Origin of the sequence: Pseudomonas sp. TH34, from assembly GCF_016650865.1 — a bacterium.
Classification (GTDB): Bacteria; Pseudomonadota; Gammaproteobacteria; order Pseudomonadales; family Pseudomonadaceae; genus Aquipseudomonas; species Aquipseudomonas yamanorum.
Window position 1 is genome coordinate 1 of the sequence record NZ_JAEKFB010000010.1, and the last position, 24,936, is coordinate 24,936.

Below are 24,936 nucleotides of genomic sequence, written 5' to 3' on the forward strand. Positions count from 1 at the left end.
CCGCGCCCACTTCGGCCCGCGCTGCCATGTTCTGGGGCAACGAGAAGATCCCGCCGCCGATCATCGAACCCACCACCAGGGCGATCAAGGCGTTGAGGCGAAGCTTTTCTGACGCTTGGGACATGGATATTCCTGAATAAAGAAACAGCTGTTGAGGCAACAAGCGTGCACTCAACTAATTTATCTAACGTGAGCAGCGTTTATTAGATATAGCTAATAAACCCTAACGCCTCATAACTTAAAGGCATGACAACAAACAACCTTCTGGCAAATTTATAATTTAAATAATGATTGAACTTTCCAGACGGTGAGGCGTTGCACAACCCCTTTCCAAAAAGTTTGCATATCTGAAAAAACGAACTAGCTTCAAACGTCCATGCCAATGAGAACACCTGCTGTTTGAAACGTAGAAACGCTCTACGACGAGCCTCTGCGTGGCGCTTGAGCGCCCGGACCTTTCATCATAAGTCATTAATTCACAATGGAATGTGCCAATGAAGTGATCTGAGTCAGCTGTTTGATTAGCGCACGGATTTATTCTGTGGTCTCTCTTCTCCTGCATTGGAGTCATGCGATGTCTGATTCTCCCGGAAAACTTCGATTAGGCGCACTGGTTGCACTTGTCGTGGGATCAATGATTGGTGGCGGGATCTTCTCACTGCCGCAAAACATGGCGGCCAGCGCCGATGTCGGCGCGGTATTGATCGGTTGGGTGATTACCGCCGTGGGCATGTTGACCCTGGCCTTCGTGTTTCAGACCCTGGCCAATCGCAAGCCCAACCTCGACGGCGGGGTCTACGCCTACGCCAAGGCCGGGTTTGGCGACTACATGGGTTTCTCATCCGCCTGGGGTTACTGGATCAGCGCCTGGCTGGGCAACGTCGGCTACTTCGTGCTGCTGTTCAGCACCCTCGGTTACTTCTTTCCGATCTTCGGCGAAGGCAACACCCCGGCGGCGGTGATCGGCGCGTCGGTGCTGCTGTGGGCCGTGCATTTTCTGGTACTGCGCGGGATCAAGGAAGCCGCGTTCATCAACCTGGTGACCACCGTCGCGAAGGTCGTGCCGCTGGTGCTGTTCGTGTTGATCGCGCTCTTCGCGTTCAAGCTGGACATCTTCACCGCTGACATCTGGGGCGTGAAAAACCCGGACCTGGGCAGCGTGATGAACCAGGTGCGCAACATGATGCTGGTCACCGTCTGGGTGTTCATCGGCATTGAAGGCGCGAGCATCTTCTCGTCCCGCGCCGAAAAACGCTCCGACGTCGGTAAGGCCACCGTGATCGGTTTTATCACCGTGCTGCTGTTCCTGATGCTGGTGAACGTGCTGTCCCTGGGGATCATGACCCAACCGGAACTGGCCAAGCTGCAGAACCCTTCGATGGCCGCCGTGCTGGAGCATGTGGTGGGTCACTGGGGCGCGGTGTTGATCAGCGTCGGCTTGATCATTTCCTTGCTGGGGGCGCTGTTGTCGTGGGTGCTGCTGTGTGCGGAGATCATGTTCGCCGCGGCCAAGGACCACACCATGCCGGAGTTCCTGCGTAAGGAAAACGCCAACCACGTGCCGGCCAACGCCCTGTGGCTGACCAACGCCATGGTGCAGATCTTCCTGGTGATCACGCTGTTCTCGGCCAGCACTTACCTGTCGCTGATCTACCTGGCCACCTCGATGATCCTGGTGCCTTACCTGTGGTCGGCGGCCTATGCACTGCTGCTGGCGGTGCGCGGTGAAACCTATGAAAGCGCCCCGGGCGAACGCCGCAAAGACCTGCTGATCGGCGCCATCGCGTTGATCTACGCGGTCTGGCTGCTGTACGCCGGTGGCACTAAGTACCTGTTGCTGTCCGCCCTGCTCTACGCCCCTGGCGTGATCCTGTTCGCCATGGCCAAGCATGAACTGGGCAAACCGATTTTCACCAACGTCGAGAAGCTGATTTTCGCCGCAGTCGTCATAGGCGCCTTCGTGGCGGGCTATGGCCTCTACTCCGGCTTCCTGACCCTGTAATTATTGTTCACTGGAGGATCTGTAATGACCACGGAAAAAGTGAAGTACGGCGTACATTCCGAAGCCGGCAAACTGCGCAAAGTCATGGTGTGCTCCCCAGGTTTGGCCCACCAGCGGCTGACCCCCAACAACTGCGATGAACTGCTGTTCGATGATGTGCTGTGGGTGGCCCAGGCCAAGCGCGACCATTTCGACTTCGTGACCAAGATGCGCGAGCGCGACATCGATGTGCTGGAAATGCACAACCTGCTGACCGACATCGTCGCCATCCCCGAAGCGCTGGACTGGATCCTGGCGCGCAAGATCACCGCCAACCAGGTCGGCCTGGGGCTGGTCAATGAAGTCAGCTCGTGGCTGCGCAGCCTCGAGCCGCGCAAGGTCGCCGAGTTCCTGATCGGTGGTGTGTCGGCCGATGACCTGCCGAGCAGCTTTGGCGGCAAGACCATCGAGATGTTCCGCGATTTCCTCGGCCACTCCAGCTTCATTCTGCCGCCGCTGCCCAACACTCAGTTCACCCGCGACACCACCTGCTGGATCTACGGCGGCGTGACGCTGAACCCGATGTACTGGCCGGCACGACGCCAGGAAACCCTGCTGGCCAGCGCCATCTACAAATTCCACCCGGAGTTCACCAACGCCGACTTCCAGGTGTGGTACGGCGACCCGGACCAGGAGCACGGCAATGCCACCCTGGAAGGCGGCGACGTGATGCCGATCGGTAACGGCGTGGTGTTGATCGGCATGGGCGAGCGTTCCTCGCGCCAAGCCATCGGCCAACTCGCCCTGAACCTGTTCAAGCACAAAGCCGTGGAACGCGTAATCGTCGCCGGCCTGCCGAAATCCCGCGCGGCGATGCACCTCGACACCGTGTTCAGTTTCTGCGACCGCGACCTGGTCACGATCTTCCCGGAAGTGGTCAACCAGATCGTCGCTTTCACCCTGCGCCCGGACGAGACCAAGCCCGGCGGCATCGATATCCAACGCGAAAAAACCAACTTCCTCGACACCGTCGCCGCCGCCCTGAACCTCAAGGCCCTGCGCGTGGTGGAAACCGGCGGCAACAGCTTCGCCGCCGAACGCGAGCAGTGGGATGACGGCAACAACGTAGTGGCCGTGGAGCCTGGCGTGGTGATCGGTTACGACCGCAACACCTACACCAACACCCTGCTGCGCAAGGCCGGTGTGGAAGTCATCACCATCAGCGCCGGTGAACTCGGCCGCGGCCGTGGCGGTGGCCACTGCATGACCTGCCCGATCATTCGCGACCCAATCGACTACTAAGGAGATCCATCATGGCTTTCAACATGCGCAACCGCAGCCTGCTGTCGCTGATGCATCACACCACCCGCGAACTGCACTACCTGCTCGACCTGTCCCGCGACCTCAAGCGCGCCAAATACACCGGCACCGAGCGTCCGCACCTGAAGGGCAAAAACATCGCGCTGATCTTCGAAAAAACCTCGACCCGCACCCGTTGCGCGTTCGAAGTCGCGGCCCACGACCAGGGTGCCCACGTCACCTACATCGACCCGGTGTCGTCGCAGATCGGCCACAAGGAAAGCATGAAAGACACCGCCCGCGTTCTGGGCCGGATGTTCGATGCCATCGAGTACCGTGGCTTTGAACAGGAAATCGTCGAAGAACTGGCCAAGTTCGCCGGGGTGCCGGTGTTCAACGGCCTGACCGCTGAATTCCACCCGACCCAGATGATCGCTGACACCCTGACCATGCGCGAGCACAGCGACAAGCCGCTGCATGACATCAGCTACGCCTACCTGGGCGACGCCCGCTACAACATGGGCAACTCGCTGCTGATGATTGGCGCCAAGCTGGGTATGGATGTGCGCATCGGCGCACCGAAAGCCCTGTGGCCCCATGCTGATTTCATCAAGCAGTGCCAGGAGTTCGCCGAAGAAAGTGGCGCGCGCATCACCATCACCGAAGACCCGAAAGAAGCGGTCAAAGGCGTGGACTTCATCCACACCGATATCTGGGTGTCCATGGGCGAACCGGTGGAAGCGTGGGACGAGCGCATCGAGCAACTGCTGCCGTACCAGGTCAACGCCAAGATGATGAAGGCCTCGGGCAACCCACGGGTGAAATTCATGCACTGCCTGCCGGCGTTCCATAACAGTGAAACCAAGGTCGGCAAGGACATCGCCGCGCGTTATCCGAACCTGGCCAACGGTGTGGAAGTGACCGAAGAGGTGTTTGAGTCCCCGGCCAATATCGCCTTTGAGCAGGCTGAGAATCGCATGCATACCATCAAGGCGATCCTGGTGTCGGCGTTGGCGGATATCTAATTCTCACGGTGCAAACACCGTCAGTGTGGGAGCTGGCTTGCCTGCGATGCAGGCACCTCGGTCTAGCTGAGAAACCGAGTTGATGCTATCGCAGGCAAGCCAGCTCCCACATTGACCGGTTTGTTCATGAGAGACCTCGCTCAATTTTAGAAGGACCGCATTATGCGTATCGTCGTTGCACTGGGCGGCAACGCCCTTCTGCGCCGTGGTGAACCCATGACCGCAGACAATCAACGGGCCAATATCCGCATCGCCACCGAACAGATCGCCAAGATCCACAAAGGCAACGAGCTGGTGATTGCCCACGGCAATGGCCCGCAGGTGGGCCTGCTGTCGCTGCAAGCGGCGGCTTACACCCAGGTGTCGCCATACCCGCTGGATGTGCTGGGCGCCGAAACCGAAGGCATGATCGGCTACATCATCGAACAGGAACTGGGCAACCTGCTGGACTTTGAAGTGCCGTTCGCCACCCTGCTCACCCAGGTGGAAGTGGACGCCAAGGACCCGGCCTTCCAGAACCCGACCAAGCCGATCGGCCCGGTGTACGCCAAGGCCGAAGCGGAAAAACTCGCGGCCGAAAAAGGCTGGGCAATTGCCCCCGATGGCGACAAGTATCGCCGCGTGGTGGCCAGCCCACGGCCGAAGCGGATCTTTGAAATCCGTCCAATCCAGTGGCTGCTGGAAAAAGGCAGCATCGTGATCTGCGCCGGTGGCGGCGGCATTCCGACGATGTATGGCGAAGACGGCAAGCTCAAGGGCATTGAAGCCGTGATCGACAAAGACCTGTGCTCATCCTTGCTGGCCGGGCAATTGGACGCTGATTTGCTGGTGATCGCCACCGACGTCAATGCCGCCTTTATCGACTTCGGCAAGCCCACCCAGAAAGCCATCGGCCAGGCGCACCCGGACGAAATCGAAAAGCTCGGCTTCGCCGCCGGCTCCATGGGACCCAAGGTCCAGGCCGCTTGCGAGTTCGCCCGCCAGACTGGCAAAACCGCAGTGATCGGTTCACTCTCGGACATCGAAGCGATCGTCCAGGGCACTGCCGGCACGCGAATCAGCACGGCGAAACCCGGAATCACCTACCTGTGAAGTAGAGGAGAAATGCCTATGGCTACCTTTGAACCTGGTCACCTGCACATCGAACGCCACGCGCTGAACAAGGATGACTACAGCTACAACCTGTGCATCGACTACGAAGTCAGCCAGGACCCAAAGGAAGGCAAAGGAATGCTCTTCAAAATGCACGGCTCGGTGCAGGACAAGGAGCTCAAGGAAGAGTTTTTCCTGCCCAAGGACCAGTCGTTCGACTTCGCCCGGCACGCGATGAATATCGCGCAGAAGTACGGCATGCCGAAGATTGCCGTGCTTAACGGGCAGATGCACAAGCAGTACGATTTGATGTTTGAAGATGTGCGGCATCAGTTGGATGTGAAGCCGGGGGATCCGGTCAAGCCCGAACACCTCGAATAACCCGATTTCCCAGGCACCAACCATCAAATGTGGGAGCGGGCTTGCTCGCGAATGCGGTGTGTCAGTCACCGGATGTATTAGCTGATACACCGCATTCGCGAGCAAGCCCGCTCCCACATTTTGATCTCCATCTTCTCCAAGGCATACTTGCCACCTCTCGCTCGCCAGAACCGCTAACCGCCCCATGCGTATCCACGTCAGCTTCATCGACCGCGTCGGCATCACCCAGGAAGTCCTGGCCTTGCTCGGTGGGCGCAATCTCAACCTGGATGCGGTGGAAATGGTTCCGCCCAACGTCTACATCGACGCTCCAACCCTGAGCGCCGAGGTGCTGGAAGAGCTGCGCGATGCACTGTTCAGCGTGCGCGGCGTGCAAGCCGTGACCGTGGTCGACATCCTCCCCGGCCAGCGCCAGCACCTGCAACTCGACGCCCTGCTCGCCGCCATGACCGACCCGGTGCTGGCCTTGGACAGCGCCGGCAAGATCCTGCTGGCCAACCCGGCCTTGATTGCCTTGTACGGTCGCGAGCCTGCCGGGGAAAGCATCAACGAACTCTTCGACGACCCAACGCTGCTGGCCACCTTGCTGGAACACGGCTTTCGCCTGGCCCTGCGGGAAATCAACGTGAACGGCCAGACCTTGCTGCTGGACGCCACGCCGATCACCGATGCCGGCGCCCTGCTGACCCTGTACCCACCCAACCGCATCGGCGAACAACTGTCGGCGCTGCACCATGACCATGCCGAAGGGTTCGACGCGCTGCTGGGCGAGTCCCCGGCGATCCGCACCCTCAAGGCGCGGGCGCAACGGGTGGCGGCGCTGGATGCACCGTTGTTGATCCAGGGCGAGACCGGTACGGGCAAGGAACTGGTGGCCCGCGCCTGCCACGCCATCAGCGCGAGGCACAGTGCGCCGTTCCTGGCCTTGAACTGCGCCGCGCTGCCGGAAAACCTGGCCGAGAGCGAGCTGTTCGGTTACGCCCCCGGCGCCTTTACCGGTGCCCAGCGCGGCGGCAAGCCGGGGCTTATGGAACTGGCGAACCAGGGCACGGTGTTCCTCGACGAGATCGGCGAAATGTCACCGTACCTGCAGGCCAAGTTGCTGCGGTTTCTCAACGACGGCAGTTTCCGTCGGGTAGGCGGCGACCGCGAGGTGAAGGTCAATGTGCGGATCCTCAGCGCCACCCACCGCGACCTGGAAAAAATGGTCAGCGAAGGCACCTTCCGCGAAGACCTGTTCTACCGCCTCAATGTGCTCAACGTCGAGGTACCGCCCCTGCGCGAGCGCGGCCAGGACATCCTGCTGCTGGCCCGCTACTTCATGCAGCAGGCCTGCGCGCAGATCCAGCGCCCAATCTGCCGCCTGGCGCCCGGCACCTACCCGGCGCTGCTGGGCAACCGCTGGCCGGGCAACGTGCGGCAGTTGCAGAACGTGATCTTCCGCGCCGCGGCCATTTGCGAAAGCAGCCTGGTGGACATTGGCGACCTGGACATCGCCGGCACCTCGGTGGCGCGCCAGAACGACGGTGAAGTCGACAGCCTGGAGCAGGCGGTAGAGGACTTCGAGCGCGGGTTGCTGGAGAAGCTGTATGCCAGCTATCCGTCCACGCGCCAGCTGGCGAGCCGCCTGCAAACCTCCCACACCGCCATCGCCCATCGCTTGCGCAAGTACGGCATTCCCAACAAGCCCTGACTGCACGCAGTCAAAATGTGAGAGCTGGCTTGCCTGCGATAGCGGTGTCGACTGACCCAACGCTATCGCAGGCAAGCCAGCTCCCACATTGATTGCATTCCAACGTTGATATCAAAAGCGACGTCCACCTGTACTGAAAGCGCTACAGCGGAACGATATCGATACACGCAGTCTCAGCCGTCGCCATGCAAGGCTTTGATCCTCATAGGCTTTTTTTCAACGGCCCAGCTGTAGCGATATCGCTACAGCCAGCGTTTGAACACCGCTGGCCATAATCAGTAACCATTTGTTTTATAACGATAAAAAAACATTGGCCGCGATTTTGCTAAGCAACTCCTCATTATTCCAATCCCGTCCACCAGACGAATCTGGCCCTGAGGAGTTTCCATGAGCGAGTTGCGCTTTACTGAAGATCACGAATGGCTGCGCGCCGAAGCCGACGGCAGCGTTACCGTGGGCATCACCGCTTTTGCGCAGAACGCGCTGGGTGATGTGGTTTTCGTGCAACTGCCTGAACTGCAGGCCTACGACAAGGGCGCAGAAGCCTCCACCGTTGAGTCGGTCAAGGCAGCCAGCGGCGTGTACATGCCGCTGGACGGCGAAGTCCTCGAAGTGAACGACAAGCTGGACGGCAGCCCAGAGCTGGTCAACGAAGACCCGATGGGCGAAGGCTGGTTCTTCCGCTTTAAACCGGCTGATGCCGATGCAGTAGCTAAGCTGTTGGATCAGGATGCGTATGACCGCCTGATCAAAGCCAACGCTGAAGCCTGAGGAGCGCGCCATGACTAATCTGACCACCGCCAACGAATTCATTGCCCGCCACATCGGCCCGCGCCAGGACGACGAGCAACACATGCTCGCCACCCTGGGCTTTGATTCCCTGGAAGCCCTGAGCGCCAGCGTGATCCCGGAAAGCATCAAGGGCACCGCTGTGCTGGGTCTGAGTGATGGCCTGAGCGAAGCCGACGCACTGGCTTCGATCAAGGCGATTGCCGCCAAGAACGAGCTGTTCAAGACCTACATCGGCCAGGGCTACTACAACTGCCATACACCGTCGCCGATCCTGCGCAACCTCCTGGAAAACCCGGCCTGGTACACCGCCTACACGCCGTATCAGCCGGAGATTTCCCAGGGCCGCCTGGAGTCGCTGCTGAACTTCCAGACCCTGATCAGCGACCTCACCGGCCTGCCGATCGCCAACGCCTCGCTGCTGGACGAAGCCACCGCCGCTGCCGAAGCCATGACCTTCTGCAAACGCCTGAGCAAGAACAAAGGCAGCAACGCGTTCTTCGCCTCCGTGCACAGCCACCCGCAAACCCTCGACGTACTGCGCACCCGTGCCGAGCCGCTGGGCATCGACGTAGTCGTGGGCGACGAGCGTGAACTGACCGATGTCAGCGCCTTCTTCGGCGCCCTGCTGCAATACCCGGCGAGCAACGGTGACGTGTTCGACTACCGCGAACTCACCGAGCGCTTCCACGCCGCCAACGCACTGGTGGCCGTGGCCGCCGACCTGCTGGCCCTGACCCTGCTGACCCCGCCGGGTGAGTTCGGTGCCGACGTGGCCATCGGCAGCGCGCAACGCTTTGGCGTACCGCTGGGCTTCGGTGGTCCGCACGCGGCGTACTTCTCCACCAAGGATGCGTTCAAGCGCGACATGCCGGGCCGCCTGGTAGGCGTCTCCGTGGACCGTTTCGGCAAGCCGGCCCTGCGCCTGGCCATGCAGACCCGCGAGCAACATATCCGCCGCGAGAAGGCCACCAGCAACATCTGCACCGCCCAAGTGCTGTTGGCCAACATCGCCAGCATGTATGCCGTGTACCACGGCCCGAAAGGCCTGACCCAGATTGCCAACCGCATTCACCACCTGACCGCGATCTTCGCCAAAGGCTTGAGCGCATTGGGCCTGGCGGTTGAGCAAGCCCACTTCTTCGATACCCTGACCATCAAGACCGGCGCGCAAACCGCCGCCCTGCACGACAAGGCCCGTGCCCAGCGCATCAACCTGCGTGTGGTCGATGGCGAACGCCTTGGCCTGTCGGTGGACGAAACCACCTCCCAAGCCGATATCGAAACCCTGTGGAGCGTGTTCGCCGGCGGCAAAGCCCTGCCAGACTTCGCCGCATTGGCTGCCAGCGTTGAAAGCACCCTGCCGGCCGCGCTGCTGCGCCAGTCGCCGATCCTCAGCCACCCGGTGTTCAACCGTTATCACTCCGAAACCGAGCTGATGCGCTACCTGCGCAAGCTGGCCGACAAGGACCTGGCCCTGGATCGCACCATGATCCCGCTGGGCTCGTGCACCATGAAGCTCAACGCCGCCAGCGAAATGATCCCGGTGACCTGGGCCGAGTTCGGTGCCCTGCACCCGTTCGCCCCCGCCTCGCAAAGCGCCGGCTACCAGCAACTGACCACCGAACTGGAAGCCATGCTCTGCGCGGCCACCGGTTACGACGCGATCTCCCTGCAACCGAACGCCGGTTCCCAGGGCGAGTATGCTGGCCTGCTGGCCATTCGTGCCTATCACCAGAGCCGTGGCGAAGAGCGCCGCGACATCTGCCTGATCCCGTCGTCGGCCCACGGCACCAACCCGGCCACCGCCAACATGGCCGGTATGCGCGTCGTGGTCACCGCTTGCGATGCACGCGGTAACGTCGACATCGAAGACCTGCGCGCCAAGGCTATCGAGCACCGCGAACACCTCGCTGCGCTGATGATCACCTACCCGTCCACCCACGGCGTGTTCGAAGAAGGCATCCGCGAAATCTGCGGGATCATTCACGACAACGGCGGCCAGGTGTACATCGACGGCGCCAACATGAACGCGATGGTCGGCCTGTGCGCCCCGGGCAAGTTCGGCGGCGACGTGTCCCACCTGAACCTGCACAAGACCTTCTGCATTCCCCACGGCGGTGGCGGCCCGGGCGTTGGCCCGATTGGCGTCAAATCCCACCTGACCCCGTTCCTGCCCGGCCATGCCGCGATGGAACGCAAGGAAGGCGCAGTCTGCGCCGCACCGTTCGGAAGCGCGAGCATCCTGCCGATCACCTGGATGTACATCAGCATGATGGGCGGCGCAGGCCTCAAGCGCGCTTCGCAGTTGGCGATCCTGAATGCCAACTACATTTCCCGTCGCCTGGAAGAGCACTACCCGGTGCTGTACACCGGCAGCAATGGCCTGGTGGCCCACGAATGCATCCTCGACCTGCGCCCGCTGAAAGACAGCAGCGGCATCAGCGTGGATGACGTGGCCAAGCGTCTGATCGACTTTGGTTTCCACGCCCCGACCATGTCGTTCCCGGTAGCCGGCACCCTGATGATCGAGCCGACCGAAAGCGAATCCAGGGAAGAACTGGACCGCTTCTGCGACGCGATGATCGCCATCCGCGAAGAAATTCGTGCAGTGGAAAACGGCTCGCTGGACAAGGACGACAACCCGCTGAAGAACGCACCACACACTGCCGCGGAACTGGTTGGCGAATGGAGCCACCCATACAGCCGTGAACAAGCGGTGTACCCGGTGGCGTCGTTGATCGAGGCCAAGTACTGGCCGCCGGTTGGCCGGGTCGACAACGTGTTTGGCGATCGCAATTTGGTGTGTGCTTGCCCGTCGATCGAGAGCTACGCGTAACCTAATGTGGGAGCGGGCTTGCTCGCGAATGCGGAGTGTCAGTTGATACATCTGGTGGCTGACCCACCGCTTTCGCGAGCAAGCCCGCTCCCACAATTGGACCGAGTACATCCGATAAATAATAAGAAACCGGAGAACAACCATGTCTTTAAGCGTGTTCGACCTGTTCAAGATTGGCATCGGCCCCTCCAGCTCCCACACCGTCGGCCCGATGCGCGCTGCCGCTCGATTCGTCGAAGGACTGAAGCGCGATAACCTGTTAGCCACCACCACCTGCGTCAAGGTGGAGCTCTACGGTTCCCTCGGCGCCACCGGCAAAGGCCACGGCAGTGACAAGGCTGTATTGCTGGGCCTGGAAGGCGAACACCCGGACACCGTGAACACTGAAACCGTCGCCGCACGCTTGTCGGAAATTCGCGGCAACGCACGCTTGAACCTGCTCGGCGAACACAGCATTGCGTTCAACGAGAAAGAACACCTGGCGATGATTCGCAAACCCCTGCCCTATCATCCCAACGGCATGATCTTCCGCGCTTTCGACGCCGCCGGCCTGCAGATTCGCAGCCGCGAGTACTACTCGGTGGGCGGCGGGTTTGTGGTGGATGAAGACGCCGCCGGCCACGATCGTATCGTCGAAGACGCCACGCTCCTGACCTTCCCGTTCAAAAGTGCCAAGGACTTGCTCGGCCACTGCGCCACCTATGGGCTCTCCATCAGCCAGGTGATGCTGACCAATGAAAGCGCCTGGCGACCGGAAGCCGAAACCCGCGCCGGCCTGCTGAAAATCTGGCAGGTAATGCAGGATTGCGTAGACGCGGGCTGTCGCAACGAAGGGATTTTGCCGGGCGGCCTGAAGGTCAAACGACGCGCCGCCGCGCTGCATCGCCAGCTGTGCAAGCACCCGGAATCGGCGCTACGCGACCCGTTGTCGGTACTGGATTGGGTCAACCTGTACGCCCTGGCGGTCAACGAAGAAAACGCCAATGGCGGGCGCGTGGTGACTGCGCCCACCAACGGTGCAGCCGGGATTGTGCCGGCGGTGTTGCACTACTACATGCGCTTTATCCCGGGGGCCAGCGAAGACGGTGTGGTGCGTTTCCTGCTCACCGCCGCGGCCATCGGCATTCTGTACAAGGAAAACGCCTCGATTTCCGGCGCCGAAGTCGGCTGCCAGGGGGAAGTCGGCGTGGCCTGTTCCATGGCCGCCGGCGCCCTGTGCGAGGTGTTGGGCGGTACGGTTTCCCAGGTAGAAAACGCCGCCGAGATCGGCATGGAACACAACCTCGGCCTGACCTGCGACCCCATCGGCGGACTGGTGCAAGTGCCTTGCATCGAGCGCAACGCCATGGGTTCGGTCAAGGCCATCAATGCGGTGCGCATGGCCCTGCGCGGCGACGGGCAACACTTCGTCTCCCTCGACAAGGTCATCCGCACCATGCGCCAGACCGGCGCCGACATGAAAAGCAAATACAAGGAAACCGCCCGTGGCGGTTTGGCGGTCAACATTATCGAGTGCTGACGCCTACAAGCGCGTCCGCACGTTTTTCAGGAGCTGAATATGTCCACCGAAACCCTGTTGAAAACCCCATTGCACGCCCTGCACATCGAGCTGGGCGCACGCATGGTGCCCTTCGCCGGCTACGACATGCCGGTGCAATACCCGCTGGGCGTGATGAAAGAACACCTGCACACCCGTGAACAGGCCGGGTTGTTCGATGTGTCCCACATGGGCCAGATCCGCCTGACCGGCGCCGGTGCCGCCAAGGCCCTGGAAACCTTGGTGCCGGTGGACATCATTGACCTGCCGGTGGGCATGCAGCGTTATGCGATGTTCACCAACGAGCAAGGCGGCATCCTGGATGACCTGATGGTTGCCAACCTGGGTAACGACGAACTGTTCCTGGTGGTCAACGCTGCCTGCAAGGACCAGGACCTGGCCCACCTGCGCCAGCACATCGGTGACCAGTGCAGCATCGAGCCACTGTTCGAGGAACGCGCCCTGCTCGCCCTGCAAGGCCCCGCTGCCGTCAGCGTGCTGGCGCGCCTGGCACCGGAGGTCAAGCACATGACCTTCATGCAATTCGCACCGACCCGCCTGCTGGGCGTGGACTGCTACGTCAGCCGCTCGGGCTATACCGGCGAAGACGGCTTCGAAATCTCGGTGCCGGCCGCCAGCGCCGAAGCCCTGGCCCGCAGCCTGCTGGCCGAAACCGAAGTGCAGGCCATCGGCCTGGGCGCTCGCGACTCCCTGCGCCTGGAAGCCGGCCTGTGCCTCTACGGCCATGACATGAACACCGAGACCACGCCGATTGAAGCCAGCCTGTTGTGGGCGATTTCCAAGGCCCGTCGCGCCGATGGCGCACGTGCCGGCGGCTTCCCGGGTGCCGACGCAATCTTCACCCAGCAACAAACCGGCGTGAGCCGCAAACGCGTGGGCCTGTTGCCGCAAGAGCGGACACCGGTGCGCGAAGGTGCAGAGATCGTCGACGAACACGGTACCGTGATCGGTAGCGTCTGCAGCGGCGGCTTTGGCCCGAGCCTGGGCGGCCCGCTGGCCATGGGTTATCTGGACAGTGCGTTCATCGCGTTGGATACCGAAGTATCTGCATTGGTACGTGGGAAAAAGGTGCCACTTCGTGTAAGTAAAATGCCATTCGTGCCACAACGTTACTACCGTGGTTGATTGACTGTTCCTATAAGTAACGCGGTTGCGTTAACGTGCACTAATCTGTAACGCAACCGCCACATTAAAGTGCACTGTCGATAGTCAATGTTATGTTCTGTCACCTATAACAAGTGACGGATTCTATCGAATAAAGACGTTCCACATTGTGAACAGAACTGTAATGAAGCCGAGCAAAACCCGGGCTTTTCCCAGGGCTTGTTTTTTCTGTCTTAGTTGTCGTAGAGTTTGCCCACTGTGTTTGCATGGGTCGCTTTGAACCTGGACCTGGGCAGTAGCCAAAGTTTGCTACAACCCGTTCGACGTCTCTTACTTTCCTGCAACCCAGCCCAGTACTCTTTCATGTGAAAGGGGCTGTCATTAATTTTTAGCGTCAAGGAAATAAGAAAATGGCTGAACGTCAGAGCGGTACCGTCAAGTGGTTTAACGACGAGAAAGGGTTTGGTTTTATCACTCCAGAAAGCGGTCCGGATCTGTTCGTCCACTTCCGCGCTATTCAGGGCAACGGCTTCAAAAGCCTGAAAGAAGGCCAGAAAGTGACCTTCATCGCGGTGCAAGGCCAAAAAGGCATGCAAGCCGACGAAGTACAAGCAGAAGGCTGATCCTTGCTGCGACAAAAAGCCTCTGATATGACATCAGGGGCTTTTTTATGGGCGTTCTTCCGTAAAATGGCTTTTTTCCTGCCGAGAGCCATGCCATGTCGAAACACCTGCTGAGCCCCCAAGGCGAGTTTCCCGCCGTAGGCCTGGGCCGTCGTCTGGCAGCGATGTTCTATGACTTCCTGTTGTGCACGGCCCTGCTGATCGTCACGGCCTTTATCTACAAGCTGGTGTGGATGGGGTTTGTCGGGGAGGCCAAGTTGCGGGCGCTGTCTGAGTCTGGCGCGCTGGATGGTGATCCGCTGTTGTCGACGATTTTGTTTTTTGTGTTGTTTGGTTTTTTTGCCAAGTTCTGGACGCATTCGGGGCAGACCCTGGGGATGCAGGTTTGGGGGGTGCGGGTGCAGAACGCTGATGGGTCGCGGATTAGTCTGTGGCAGGCGTTGTTGCGGTTTGTGGTGTCGATTGCTTCGTGGTTGTGTCTGGGGCTTGGGTTTGTCTGGTCGGTGTTCGACAAGCAGAAGCGTGGCTGGCATGACATTTATTCGGATACGCGGTTGGTGCGGGTTCCGAAGAAAAAGAAGTAGGTTTTTAGATTGGGGGGCATATCCGTTGCTGCGGTTAGGGCCGCTATTGGTTCCGCTCTTACAGCGGCTCACTTTTGAAAAGCGCAAAAGTAAGCAAAACGCTCTTGCCCCACCACTCGGCACCTCGCCTAGGCTCGGTGTGCCCTCACTCCGGCTTTGGACCGTGGGCCGCCGCGATGGGCCATCCTTGGCCCAGCGCGGCTAACCCGGCGTCCTGCCGGGTTACCCACGCTCCAAAGCCTGCGTTCGGCCAGCGTGGTTTAACGGGGCGCCTAAGATCAAAATCAAGATCAAAAGCAAGAGCACAGCGGCCTACCGGCCGGCTTGAGTGTTGAAGAGCAAAATCAAAAGCTAAAGCGGGCACGGTCAAATGTGGGAGCTGGCTTGCCTGCGATAGCATCAACTGGGTGTACCTGATGCACCGAGGTGTCTGCATCGCAGGCAAGCCAGCTCCCACAGAAAAGCAGCTCTGCTTTCGCTCTGGCTTTTGATCTGGCTTCTAACACTCAAGCCGGCCGGTAGGCCGCTGTGCTCTGCTTTTGATCTGCTTTTGATCTTGATCTGCGGGCTCCGTTAACCACGATGGCCGCAAGTAGGCACGGTGGAGCGGGTAAATCGGCAGGGATGCCGATTTAGCCGCGCCGGGCCATGGATGGCCCGTCGCGGCGGCCCGCGGAGCCGTGCCGGAGTGCGGGCATGCCGAGCCTAAACGAGGCACCGAGTGGTGGGGCAAAGACCTTTTGGTTACTTTTGGGGCGTTTGCCAAAAGTGACCCGCTGTAAGAGCGGAACCATAAGCCGCCGTTACCGCAGCAACGGATATGTACACAAACCAACCCACCGCAAATCAGGCATTCCCCGCCAACCTCAACCGAGCCGCCTGAGTAAAATCCAACATCCGCTTCAGCGGCCTAACCGCCTGCGGAATCACCGAAGGCTCAACAAAAATCTCATTACTCCCCTCACGCAAACACTGCAGCGTACGCTCCAGGGTATTCATCGCCATCCAGGGACAATGCGCACAACTGCGACACGCCGCCCCATTCCCGGCCGTCGGCGCCTCGACAAACACCTTGTCCGGGCACAGCTGCTGCATCTTGTAGAAGATGCCCCGATCGGTAGCCACGATAAACGTCTTGTTCGGCAACCGCTGCGCCGCCGCGATCAACTGGCTGGTCGACCCCACCGCATCCGCCAACTCGATCACCGACGTCGGCGACTCCGGGTGCACCAGAATCGCTGCGTCAGGGTACAACGCCTTCATGTCCTCCAACTGCTTGGACTTGAACTCCTCGTGAACGATGCACGCACCGTCCCACAGCAGCATGTCCGCCCCCGTCTGACGCTGGATATAGGTACCCAGATGCTTATCCGGCCCCCAGATAATGGTCTCGCCGTTATCCATCAGGCTTTCGACAATCTCCAACGCACAACTGGAGGTGACCACCCAATCAGCCCGGGCTTTCACCGCCGCCGACGTGTTGGCATAAACCACCACCGTGCGCTCGGGGTGCTGATCACAGAACGCCGAGAATTCATCCACCGGGCAACCAAGGTCCAGAGAGCACGTGGCTTCCAGGGTTGGCATCAGGATGCGTTTTTCAGGGGTAAGGATCTTGGCCGTTTCGCCCATGAAGCGCACGCCCGCCACCAATACGGTCTTGGCCGGGTGCGCCGCGCCGAAGCGGGCCATTTCCAGGGAGTCGGAGACACAGCCACCGGTTTCTTCGGCCAGGGCCTGAATCACCGGATCGCAGTAGAAGTGCGCCACCAGCACCGCGTCCTGAGCCTTGAGCTCGGCGGCGATGGCGGCACGGTAGCCCGCCTCTTCTTCGGCGCTCAGCACCTTGGGCTGCTTAGCGTCGAGGTGGGCTTGGACCAGAAGGCGTTCGGAAATTTGCGTCATGTTCGCAAGACCTGCAGGCGCAGTTGCGCGAAAGTCGAGTGTACCACCGGCTCTGGAGCCTTTCGGGCGCCGCCGGACGAAGTGATTGTGTTCATCAAGCACGGTGAAGCTGCGCAAGGCTACAGAATATCGAATGGTTTCAAAAGCCTAATCTGGGATTCGGCGAGGCATAAAAAAGGGAAACCCGGCCAGGGGTTTCCCTTTTTTACAACGATCGGATTAACGGGGCAAAACGGTGGGATCGTCTTGCAGCAACACCCACTGATGCATGTTCGCCAGCGCATCCTTCAGGATGGTTTCATCAGCGCCCTGGGCCTTCTTGCCTTCGCGCGCCGCATACTCCAGCAACACCAGGTAGTCGCGATGGCTGCTGGCCTGGTTCGGCGCCACGCTGTCTTTAACCAATATCCCCATTTCATAGCGCTGGGTGCGAGTGTTCTGGCTGGCGCTTTGGTCCACGGACGCGTTGGTCAGGAAGCCATCCTTATAGGTGATATTCGCCGCGCTGCTGGCCTTGTCGTCGACCTGCACATAGAGGTAGTTCTGCGACTCGCGCTGGGTGCCGAGATCCGGCGCCTTCCCACCGTCGAGCCCCAAATGAAAACTGGCTTTGAGACTTGATTGCTGGGCCTGATGGATCGTGCGATTCAAAATATCATTGCCGCCCACGCGCGTCTTCTGGGAGACGTCATAGGCAAAGGTGTCGGTTTCTCCCAGGCGTGCAGGGTTAGTGGACTTGGCGGCCTGGGTGATGGATGCCTTGAAGTCGGCCAACCCCGTCAGCAGGCCTTGATCCGCCGCGCTCCGGGTCAGCGCCGCAGGGGCTTTGACGCCCTGCGGGTAGTTGCTGTTCATGGCGGTAAACGCATCCTTGAACATGGCCATCAGGTCAGCATCGGCTTTGCCTCGCGCCTGAGCCTTGTCGAATTGGGCCAGGTAGCTTTTCAGCGCGATTGCCTGTTGCTTGGCGTTACCGATGATGCCGGCGTTTTTCAGGTCGACCGAGAGATTCACCTCCCCCGCCGGGCCACTCATCCGCGTCGTACGGCTTTGGCTGTCCGCATGGAATGCAAGGGTGAGGTCCTCAGCATTGCGTACTTTCAATTTGCCGCTGAGGTCCACCGAGGACAACACACTGGAATCAAACTGCGTCAGCTTGCTCAGCTCGAGTTTTGGCGGCTGGGCGGCCAGGCCGTCAATAGCACCCTGGAAGGCTTCGCCCAACTTGGCGATTTCCTTGAGCTCGGCGGCGCTGAGGGTGCCGCCGTCCACCTTGGCCTGCGCGGCCAGGCCACCGGACTGGCTGGCCAAGCTGAAGGTGACGGTCTTGCCGCTGGCCGTCTTGACGGTGAGGCTGACCAGGTTGTCTGCCTTGCTGTGGAGCAGCGCCTGTTGAATCTTGAGCTCGTCGGGGCTTTGGGTCTTGGACGAAGTAGTGGTCAGCGCCGACTGGGAAATGTCGGTACCGCTCTTCGCAAATTGCTCGATCAGGGTAGCGCCCAGGCCGCTGAAGCCCGTGCCTCTGGGCAGCGCATAGAAATTCGTGTTGATCGCTTTAGTGACCGCATCGTAGCTGTCACTTTCCCAGGCGTTGATCGACCCATGGCCGGGCAATTGGCCGTTACGGGAATAGGTCTCGGCTTGAACCTCCACCGTGACATTACCAAGGCTGACCACCGAGGAAGGACGCACGGCAGTGGCGTCCGTTTCGGGCGTCAGCGTTGCTGGCGGCGTAACGGCGGGTCGATTGATAAGGGGAATGGCGGAGCTGATCGGCGAAAGCGTAGTCATGACGATCCCTGTCTTGAGCTGGATTGCTCCTAATCTAACCAAGACAGGCAGGGTTTGGTAGCACGATTGATACAATTAATAGCAAAGAGCCACGTCAGAAAAATGACTCTTTGCCCTCTTTCGGTGCATCAGAAGCGGTAAGTGACCGAACCACCAAAACCGTTGGCGCTGTTTTCATACTTGGCGTCGTAGGTCAGGCCCAAGGCGGGCTGGTTCTGATGCACCTTGATCGGTTCTTCCTTGAGGTAGGAATAGGCCACGTCAAACGTTACGTTTTCAATTGGCGTCCACCCGGCACCGAGGCTGAACACCGTGCGGTCACCCGTCGGAATCCGCACGGAACGGTCGGTGTTGTTGGTTGGCGTCTGGTCCACCGAGAACCCGGTACGCAGCACCAGTTGTTTGTTGACCCGATACGCCGCGCCAATGGCGTGGGACCAGGTGTCATGCCAGTTCTGCTGTTCGGTGATTGAATTCAAACCGCCAAACTGGGCGGCCAAAGCGGACACACCGTCGTTGTTGATGGTGATCTTCTTCAACTGGCTCCAGCGCGTGTAAGTGCTGCCCAGGTACAAGGTCCAGTCATCGTTCAGTTGATGGGTAACCGAGAAGTCCACCGACGAGGGTGTGGTGACATTGAGGCTGGCGTCATAGCGTTGTGGGCCGCCATCAAAGGCATCGGAAATCAGGCCGGAAGCGTTGGTCTTGCCGCTGAGGTGGTAGACCACTTGCGAGTGATAAGTCAGGCCGATGCGCGTGCTTTCCAGCGGCTGTACAAGGATACCGGCATTGAAACCGGTGGCGGTGTCGTCACCCTTGACCTTGACCTTCTCGCCGGCGCCACCCCCGAGAGGCACGTTGGAATCCAGTTCACCCGAGATCCGGTTGAAGGTGGGACCGAAACCCACCGACACCTTGTCGTTGAAGGCATAACTGACCGTCGGCTGGACGGTAATGACCTTGATCTGGCTTTTATTGCCAAAGCCATTGCCCTGAAAGCTGCGCTCATAGTCGGTTTCCAGGCCGAACGGCGCGTAGATCCCCAGGCCGAACGCCCAGTGTTCATCAATCGGCGTAACCAGGTAGCCCATCGGAACGGCAATGCCTGGCACCATGTCGCCCTTGTCGGTGCCGGGGTTGTTGGCACCAAATTGCGAGGAGCTGGCATTCTTGATATTCGAACTGGCATCCAGGTAGGTCGCCCCGATGCTCACTTCATTCTGCTTGAGGCGGGCCATGCCGGCCGGGTTGCCGTACACCGTGCTGGCGTCATCGGCGGAAGAGGAACGCCCGGCGTAACCGGTACCCATTGAACTGATGCTTTGTTCATTGAGGGCGAAACCGCCCGCAAGCAGGGAAGTGGAGGCGAGCGAAATCGACAGCGCCAAAGCGCTCTTGAAGAGTTTTTTATTCATTATTAGAACTCGAATTATTGGGCAGCGAGAGGAAGCTACCAATCTTCGAGCGGGCAAATTATGAAGAGTTTTTCATGGGAAAAATTGTCCGACAATCTTAGTTTTTTCAAAGACTTCGACGGTTTTCCCGGCACTTATTCAGACCTGAAAACCCGAATATGACTGATGGGTTTTAACCCTGGTCCTTCCGCTTGCAGCATGGCGAGCGGTGGTCACCGAATAAGTGTCAAGTCGCTGGTGATATAGGTGTCGTAATGACATGATGGCGGCCATTTAACACGCGCGGCCGCACTCAAATGAATAGCACCATCGGGAAGGGCTCCGATACAAATAGCCCACCTGAATCTGGCGAGAGTGATTTGTCCGCCGCGGGCCTCACTCACAGTGAAGCCTTCACTGAGCGCGTGCTTGCCAGCATCAATGACTGCATCAAGGTGCTGGACCTGGACGCCCGTCTGACCTTCATGAGCGAAGGCGGCAAGCAGATCATGGAAGTCAGCGACTTCAATGCGATTCGCGGCTGTCCTTGGCCCGACTTCTGGCAAGACCAGGGCAATCTCGACGCCAAGGCCGCCGTGGAGGCCGCCAAGGCCGGTCGCAACGCCAGCTTTGTCGGCGCCGCCAACACCCTGGCCGGCAACCTGAAATGGTGGCACGTGAACGTCAGCCCGATCATGGGCAGTGACGGCCTGCCGGAAAAAATCCTCTGCGTGTCCCGGGACATCACGCCCCTGCGCGAAGCCGAAGAGTCCCTGCGCAAACTCAACGAGTCCCTGGAACAGCGGGTGATCGAACGCACCCGCGACCGCGACCGCATCTGGCGCCTGTCGCCGGACCTGATGCTGGTGGCGCAACTCGATGGTGTGATCTCCGCCGTGAACCCGGCGTGGACACGCATGCTCGGCCACACCGAAAACGACCTGGTGGGCAGCCAATTGCTGGCCCTGGTTCACCCCGACGACCTGGCCGTCTCATCCTCGGCGGTCAGCCGTCTGGGGGACGGCAAGAACTTCCCCAACTTCAAGAACCGTTACCGCCACCAGGACGGCAGCTACCGCATGATCGCCTGGACGGCCGTGCCCGACAGCGACTACATCCATGCCGTGGGCCGCGACATCCAGGCCGAGGAAGAAGCCAAGGAAGCCTTGCGCCTGTCGGAAGATGCCCGGCGCCAGTCGCAGAAACTGGAAGCCATCGGCCAGCTTACTGGCGGTGTCGCCCACGATTTCAATAACCTGCTGACGGTGATCAAATCCTGCGCCGACTTGCTCAAGCCGCCCGCCCTCAGCGAAGCGCGGCGCGTGAAATACGTGGAAGCCATCGCCAGCACCGTCGACCGCGCAGCCCGCCTGACCGCCCAGTTGCTCACGTTCGCTCGCCGCCAGGCCCTGCGGCCAGAAGTGTTCAACGTCGGCGAAAGTGTAAAGCGGGTTGGCGAGATGATGGACAGCCTGACCGGTTCACGGGTCAAGGTAAGCATCCAGGTGCCTGACGACGCCTGCTTTATCAACGCCGATGAAAGCCAGTTCGATACCGCGCTGGTCAATATGGTGGTCAACGCCCGGGACGCCATGGCCGGTCATGGGCATTTGACGATCACCGTTTCGACGGCAGACTGGTTGCCTTCGGTTCGCGCCCATCCGGTACGCATCGCCGAATACGTAACCATCGAGTTGGCCGACACCGGCTCGGGTATCCCGCCGGAAAAACTCGACGCGATCTTTGAGCCCTTCTACACCACCAAGGGCATCGGCCAGGGCACCGGTCTGGGCTTGTCTCAGGTGTACGGCTTCGCCAAGCAGTCGGGCGGTGAAATCCTGGTGCAGAGCGAGTGCGGCACCGGCAGCCAGTTCACCCTGTACCTGCCCAAGGTCGAGCCAAGTACCCTACCGGTTCTTCAAGACACCAGCGCCACGCCCATCGTCTCAAGCTTGTGTGTGCTGATGGTCGAGGACAACGCCGATGTCGGCCTTTATACCTCGCAAACCCTGGAACAGATGGGCTTTCACGTACTCTGGGTCCCGGATGCCAACAGCGCACTGGAAGCCCTGGCCCCCAACCCGGAAAGCTTTCAGGTGGTGTTCTCCGACATCTCCATGCCCGGCATGAGCGGCCTGGAGTTGCTGGACGCAATCGAGGCCCTGTATCCCTGGCTGCCGGTGGTGCTCACCACTGGCTACAACGACGAGTACGCGCGTATCGCTCAGGAAGAGGCCAGCCGTTTTGTCTTGCTGCAGAAGCCGTACTCCACCGAGGCACTGGCCCTGCTGCTGCAAAAAGTCGTCAAGAGCCGCCTGACCCTGATCGCACAAGGCTAAACCGCCGGCTGGGCCGCGCTGCCTGGAACATTGCCCATCTCCAGGGCCAAGTCCAGCCAGGCCCGCGCTGCCGGGGGCAGATGCGCCTGTCGCCGCCAGGCCAGGGCGATGTGCCAATCGGTCTGGGGCTCGTCCAGCTGGATCAGAGCAATACCGGCGTGCAGGTGTTTGTAAGCCAGCATGCTCGGCAAAAACGCGACTCCCAATCCTGCGGCAACCAGGTCGACGATAAAGTCGATCTGGGCGCTGCGGGCGGTGACGCGTGGGACTACGCCTCTGCGCTCGCAGGCCGTGAGAATAATCCGGTTAAGCGCAAACCCGGCTTCGAACAGAATAAAGGGCGAGTCGGCCAGATCGGAAAAATCGACGCTTTTGCGCCCGGCCAATGGATGGTCGATCGGCATCACCACCATCAGCGGCTCGACGCGTACATCCTGATATTCAAATTCACCCGCCACCGGTACCAGCAACGCGGCCAGGTCCACCTCCCCGGCCTCCAGGCATTCGCCCAACTTCTTGCTGCCGTGCTCGATCAGCTCGATCTCGATCTCCGGATAACGCTGTCGATATAAGGCAAACATCGCCGCAAACAGCACGCCACTGCCCACCGGCGGCAAGCCGATGCGCAAGACACCGCGCTTGAGCCCCAGCAGATCATTGATCTCGGCCACCAGGTCACTGCGCTCGGCCAGCAACACCAGAGCGCGGCGGTAGGCAATTTCGCCAGCGGCCGTCAGCTCGCTCTTGTGACCGATGCGATTGAAAAGCGGCGTGCCCAACTCATCTTCCAGGGTCTTGACCGCCTTACTGACGGTAGACTGGGTGAGCGAAACCACCTCGGCCGCCTGTGAGAAGCTGCCCTGGCGAACCACTTCGACAAAGGCCAACAACGTACGAAGGTTCATGAGTATTCCATTTGCGACTTGATTCAAGTTGGAAAAGTTGTTTTTACCATGAAAGGCCTTTGTCTATGCTCACCCCACCGTTTTTCTTCACTCGGGGCATCACTGTTCATGATCATTTCGTCCGCATCGGATTACCGCGAAGCCGCCCGCCGCAAACTGCCGCGTTTCCTGTTTGACTACATCGACGGCGGTGCCTACGCCGAACACACCCTCAGGGCCAACAGCTCGGACCTGTCCGATATCAGCCTGCGCCAGCGCATCCTGCGTAACGTCGAAAGCCTGAGCCTTGAAACCACGCTGTTCGACCAGCCCTTGGCGATGCCGGTGGTCCTCAGCCCGGTGGGCCTGACCGGCATGTTTGCCCGGCGCGGTGAAGTCCAGGCGGCGAAGGCGGCGGCGAACAAGGGCATTCCGTTTTGCCTGTCGACGGTGTCTGTGTGCCCGATCGAGGAAGTGGCGTCCCAGAGCGCGCAATCCATCTGGTTTCAGCTGTATGTGCTGAAAGATCGCGGCTTCATGAAAAATGCTCTGGAGCGAGCCCAGGCCGCGGGCGTGAAAAACCTCGTGTTCACCGTCGATATGCCCACCCCCGGCGCGCGTTATCGCGACGCTCATTCGGGGATGTCCGGCGCCTACGGGCCGCAACGCCAAATCCTGCAAGCCATGACCAAACCGGCCTGGGCCTTCGATGTGGGTCTGCTGGGGCGCCCCCACGACCTGGGCAACATCTCCAAATACCTGGGCAAGCCCACCCAACTGAAGGACTACATCGGCTGGCTGGCCAACAACTTCGACCCGTCCATCAGCTGGAAAGACCTGGAGTGGATCCGCGAGTTCTGGAAAGGCCCGATGATCATCAAAGGCATCCTCGACCCCGAGGATGCCAAGGACGCGGTGAGCTTTGGCGCCGACGGCATCGTCGTCTCCAACCACGGCGGCCGCCAGCTGGATGGCGTGCTGTCCACGGCGAAGGCGCTGGCACCTATCGTACAAGCCGTGGGCAGCGATCTGACGGTGCTGGTGGACTCCGGCGTACGCTCGGGGCTGGACGTGGTGCGCATGCTCGCGCTGGGTGCCAAGGGCGTATTGCTGGGCCGTGCACAAGCTTATGCACTGGCCGCCGACGGACAGCGTGGCGTGGAAAACCTGCTGGATATCTTCGCCAAGGAGATGCGCGTGGCCATGACGCTGACCGGGGTCACGTCGATTGCACAAATCAATGAATCGATTCTGGTGCGCGGCCAAAACTGAGTTGAAGCGAAGCAGCCCCGGTCTCTTGCCAAGGCCGGGGCTGCCCTTTTCAGCCACTTATAAACAAAACGATTAAGCGCCTGTATTGCAACAATCAAAAGGTCCCCTCGCACCATCCCTCCTGACAAAAGCCCGAAAAACCAACCTGCATTAGGCACCCGCTTGCCCGTCCTGCACCACCTCTGTGCATTTATTTTGTGAATAACGCGGCATTCCCCACGTTTTACGTAATAAATCCTGCCACTGATGTAACAAACCGTTTAATGATGGCTCAACTGTGGAAAGTCCCTGAGTTCACCGTTTTGGCTCAGGGGCATGGATCGTGCGTATTTCACGTTAAGGATGTCGAGTGCCGAATCAGCCCTCAACCGAGCGACTCTGTT

At 60.1% G+C, this 24,936-nt stretch carries 19 protein-coding genes; 14 read left to right on the plus strand and 5 right to left on the minus strand.

What is annotated here, in order from left to right; all coding sequences use genetic code 11:
- On the minus strand, positions 1 to 124 hold a 124-nt coding region (locus JFU58_RS32180; protein ID WP_242488224.1), incomplete at its 3' end, for a hypothetical protein.
- 450 nt (positions 125 to 574) lie between these two features.
- Between JFU58_RS32180 and arcD the strand changes: the two genes are divergently transcribed.
- From arcD to JFU58_RS04930, 12 genes are all read left to right on the plus strand, one after another.
- A complete protein-coding gene (gene arcD / locus JFU58_RS04875) occupies positions 575 to 2,002 on the plus strand; it encodes an arginine-ornithine antiporter (RefSeq protein ID WP_063027657.1) in 1,428 nt (475 codons plus the stop codon).
- Between the two features lie 24 nt (positions 2,003 to 2,026).
- Positions 2,027 to 3,283, plus strand: coding sequence for an arginine deiminase (gene arcA / locus JFU58_RS04880; RefSeq protein WP_017475703.1), 1,257 nt, complete (start codon positions 2,027 to 2,029; stop codon positions 3,281 to 3,283).
- An 11-nt stretch (positions 3,284 to 3,294) separates the two neighbouring features.
- Positions 3,295 to 4,305, plus strand: coding sequence for an ornithine carbamoyltransferase (locus tag JFU58_RS04885; RefSeq protein ID WP_010169901.1), 1,011 nt, complete (start codon positions 3,295 to 3,297; stop codon positions 4,303 to 4,305).
- 162 nt (positions 4,306 to 4,467) lie between these two features.
- The gene (arcC, locus tag JFU58_RS04890) at positions 4,468 to 5,397 is read left to right on the plus strand and encodes a carbamate kinase (RefSeq protein WP_201139978.1); all 930 of its coding nucleotides are present in this window, start codon (positions 4,468 to 4,470) and stop codon (positions 5,395 to 5,397) included.
- An 18-nt stretch (positions 5,398 to 5,415) separates the two neighbouring features.
- Complete coding sequence (locus JFU58_RS04895) at positions 5,416 to 5,778, plus strand: DUF5064 family protein (protein WP_063027653.1); 363 nt, start codon at positions 5,416 to 5,418, stop codon at positions 5,776 to 5,778.
- A 184-nt stretch (positions 5,779 to 5,962) separates the two neighbouring features.
- Positions 5,963 to 7,471 (plus strand): sigma-54-dependent transcriptional regulator, encoded by a 1,509-nt coding sequence (locus tag JFU58_RS04900; protein WP_201139979.1) that lies wholly within the window; start codon positions 5,963 to 5,965, stop codon positions 7,469 to 7,471.
- A 387-nt stretch (positions 7,472 to 7,858) separates the two neighbouring features.
- Positions 7,859 to 8,242 (plus strand): glycine cleavage system protein GcvH, encoded by a 384-nt coding sequence (gene gcvH, locus JFU58_RS04905; RefSeq protein WP_005790845.1) that lies wholly within the window; start codon positions 7,859 to 7,861, stop codon positions 8,240 to 8,242.
- A 10-nt stretch (positions 8,243 to 8,252) separates the two neighbouring features.
- Entirely contained in the window at positions 8,253 to 11,099 is a 2,847-nt protein-coding gene (gene gcvP, locus JFU58_RS04910; RefSeq protein ID WP_177027123.1) for an aminomethyl-transferring glycine dehydrogenase, read from the plus strand.
- Between the two features lie 142 nt (positions 11,100 to 11,241).
- The gene (locus tag JFU58_RS04915; RefSeq protein WP_201139980.1) at positions 11,242 to 12,618 is read left to right on the plus strand and encodes an L-serine ammonia-lyase; all 1,377 of its coding nucleotides are present in this window, start codon (positions 11,242 to 11,244) and stop codon (positions 12,616 to 12,618) included.
- 39 nt (positions 12,619 to 12,657) lie between these two features.
- Positions 12,658 to 13,782, plus strand: coding sequence for a glycine cleavage system aminomethyltransferase GcvT (gene gcvT / locus JFU58_RS04920; protein WP_063027645.1), 1,125 nt, complete (start codon positions 12,658 to 12,660; stop codon positions 13,780 to 13,782).
- Positions 13,783 to 14,171: 389 nt separating this feature from the next.
- Entirely contained in the window at positions 14,172 to 14,384 is a 213-nt protein-coding gene (locus JFU58_RS04925) for a cold-shock protein (RefSeq protein WP_003316897.1), read from the plus strand.
- A 95-nt stretch (positions 14,385 to 14,479) separates the two neighbouring features.
- The gene (locus JFU58_RS04930) at positions 14,480 to 14,968 is read left to right on the plus strand and encodes an RDD family protein (RefSeq protein WP_063027643.1); all 489 of its coding nucleotides are present in this window, start codon (positions 14,480 to 14,482) and stop codon (positions 14,966 to 14,968) included.
- 846 nt (positions 14,969 to 15,814) lie between these two features.
- Here JFU58_RS04930 and nadA read toward each other — a convergent pair.
- From nadA to JFU58_RS04945, 3 genes are all read right to left on the minus strand, one after another.
- Positions 15,815 to 16,873 carry a quinolinate synthase NadA gene (gene nadA / locus JFU58_RS04935; protein ID WP_003209852.1) on the minus strand — a complete coding sequence of 353 codons (1,059 nt, stop codon included), beginning with the start codon at positions 16,871 to 16,873 and terminating at the stop codon, positions 15,815 to 15,817.
- A 219-nt stretch (positions 16,874 to 17,092) separates the two neighbouring features.
- Complete coding sequence (locus tag JFU58_RS04940; protein ID WP_207198231.1) at positions 17,093 to 18,664, minus strand: lactate dehydrogenase; 1,572 nt, start codon at positions 18,662 to 18,664, stop codon at positions 17,093 to 17,095.
- Between the two features lie 128 nt (positions 18,665 to 18,792).
- On the minus strand, positions 18,793 to 20,079 hold the full coding sequence (locus tag JFU58_RS04945) for an OmpP1/FadL family transporter (RefSeq protein ID WP_201139981.1): 1,287 nt from the start codon (positions 20,077 to 20,079) through the stop codon (positions 18,793 to 18,795).
- Positions 20,080 to 20,438: 359 nt separating this feature from the next.
- Here JFU58_RS04945 and JFU58_RS04950 point away from each other — a divergent pair, with 359 nt between their 5' ends.
- Positions 20,439 to 22,397, plus strand: coding sequence for a hybrid sensor histidine kinase/response regulator (locus JFU58_RS04950; RefSeq protein ID WP_093205718.1), 1,959 nt, complete (start codon positions 20,439 to 20,441; stop codon positions 22,395 to 22,397).
- Here the strand turns inward: JFU58_RS04950 and JFU58_RS04955 are convergent.
- Positions 22,394 to 23,302 (minus strand): LysR family transcriptional regulator, encoded by a 909-nt coding sequence (locus tag JFU58_RS04955; protein ID WP_063027634.1) that lies wholly within the window; start codon positions 23,300 to 23,302, stop codon positions 22,394 to 22,396. The two genes, JFU58_RS04950 and JFU58_RS04955, sit on opposite strands and share 4 nt — an antisense overlap.
- A gap of 108 nt (positions 23,303 to 23,410) precedes the next feature.
- Between JFU58_RS04955 and lldD the strand changes: the two genes are divergently transcribed.
- Positions 23,411 to 24,553, plus strand: a complete 1,143-nt coding sequence (gene lldD / locus JFU58_RS04960; protein WP_063027632.1) for an FMN-dependent L-lactate dehydrogenase LldD — start codon at positions 23,411 to 23,413, stop codon at positions 24,551 to 24,553.
- Positions 24,554 to 24,936 lie beyond the last annotated feature (383 nt).

Bases quoted from the DNA above. Each gene is read 5' to 3' on its own strand.
- arcD (WP_063027657.1), top strand. From the start codon at position 575: ATGTCTGATTCTCCCGGAAAACTTCGATTAGGCGCACTGGTTGCACTT.
- arcA (WP_017475703.1), top strand. From the start codon at position 2,027: ATGACCACGGAAAAAGTGAAGTACGGCGTACATTCCGAAGCCGGCAAA.
- JFU58_RS04885 (WP_010169901.1), top strand. From the start codon at position 3,295: ATGGCTTTCAACATGCGCAACCGCAGCCTGCTGTCGCTGATGCATCAC.
- arcC (WP_201139978.1), top strand. From the start codon at position 4,468: ATGCGTATCGTCGTTGCACTGGGCGGCAACGCCCTTCTGCGCCGTGGT.
- JFU58_RS04895 (WP_063027653.1), top strand. From the start codon at position 5,416: ATGGCTACCTTTGAACCTGGTCACCTGCACATCGAACGCCACGCGCTG.
- JFU58_RS04900 (WP_201139979.1), top strand. From the start codon at position 5,963: ATGCGTATCCACGTCAGCTTCATCGACCGCGTCGGCATCACCCAGGAA.
- gcvH (WP_005790845.1), top strand. From the start codon at position 7,859: ATGAGCGAGTTGCGCTTTACTGAAGATCACGAATGGCTGCGCGCCGAA.
- gcvP (WP_177027123.1), top strand. From the start codon at position 8,253: ATGACTAATCTGACCACCGCCAACGAATTCATTGCCCGCCACATCGGC.
- JFU58_RS04915 (WP_201139980.1), top strand. From the start codon at position 11,242: ATGTCTTTAAGCGTGTTCGACCTGTTCAAGATTGGCATCGGCCCCTCC.
- gcvT (WP_063027645.1), top strand. From the start codon at position 12,658: ATGTCCACCGAAACCCTGTTGAAAACCCCATTGCACGCCCTGCACATC.
- JFU58_RS04925 (WP_003316897.1), top strand. From the start codon at position 14,172: ATGGCTGAACGTCAGAGCGGTACCGTCAAGTGGTTTAACGACGAGAAA.
- JFU58_RS04930 (WP_063027643.1), top strand. From the start codon at position 14,480: ATGTCGAAACACCTGCTGAGCCCCCAAGGCGAGTTTCCCGCCGTAGGC.
- nadA (WP_003209852.1), bottom strand. From the start codon at position 16,873: ATGACGCAAATTTCCGAACGCCTTCTGGTCCAAGCCCACCTCGACGCT.
- JFU58_RS04940 (WP_207198231.1), bottom strand. From the start codon at position 18,664: ATGACTACGCTTTCGCCGATCAGCTCCGCCATTCCCCTTATCAATCGA.
- JFU58_RS04945 (WP_201139981.1), bottom strand. From the start codon at position 20,079: ATGAATAAAAAACTCTTCAAGAGCGCTTTGGCGCTGTCGATTTCGCTC.
- JFU58_RS04955 (WP_063027634.1), bottom strand. From the start codon at position 23,302: ATGAACCTTCGTACGTTGTTGGCCTTTGTCGAAGTGGTTCGCCAGGGC.
- lldD (WP_063027632.1), top strand. From the start codon at position 23,411: ATGATCATTTCGTCCGCATCGGATTACCGCGAAGCCGCCCGCCGCAAA.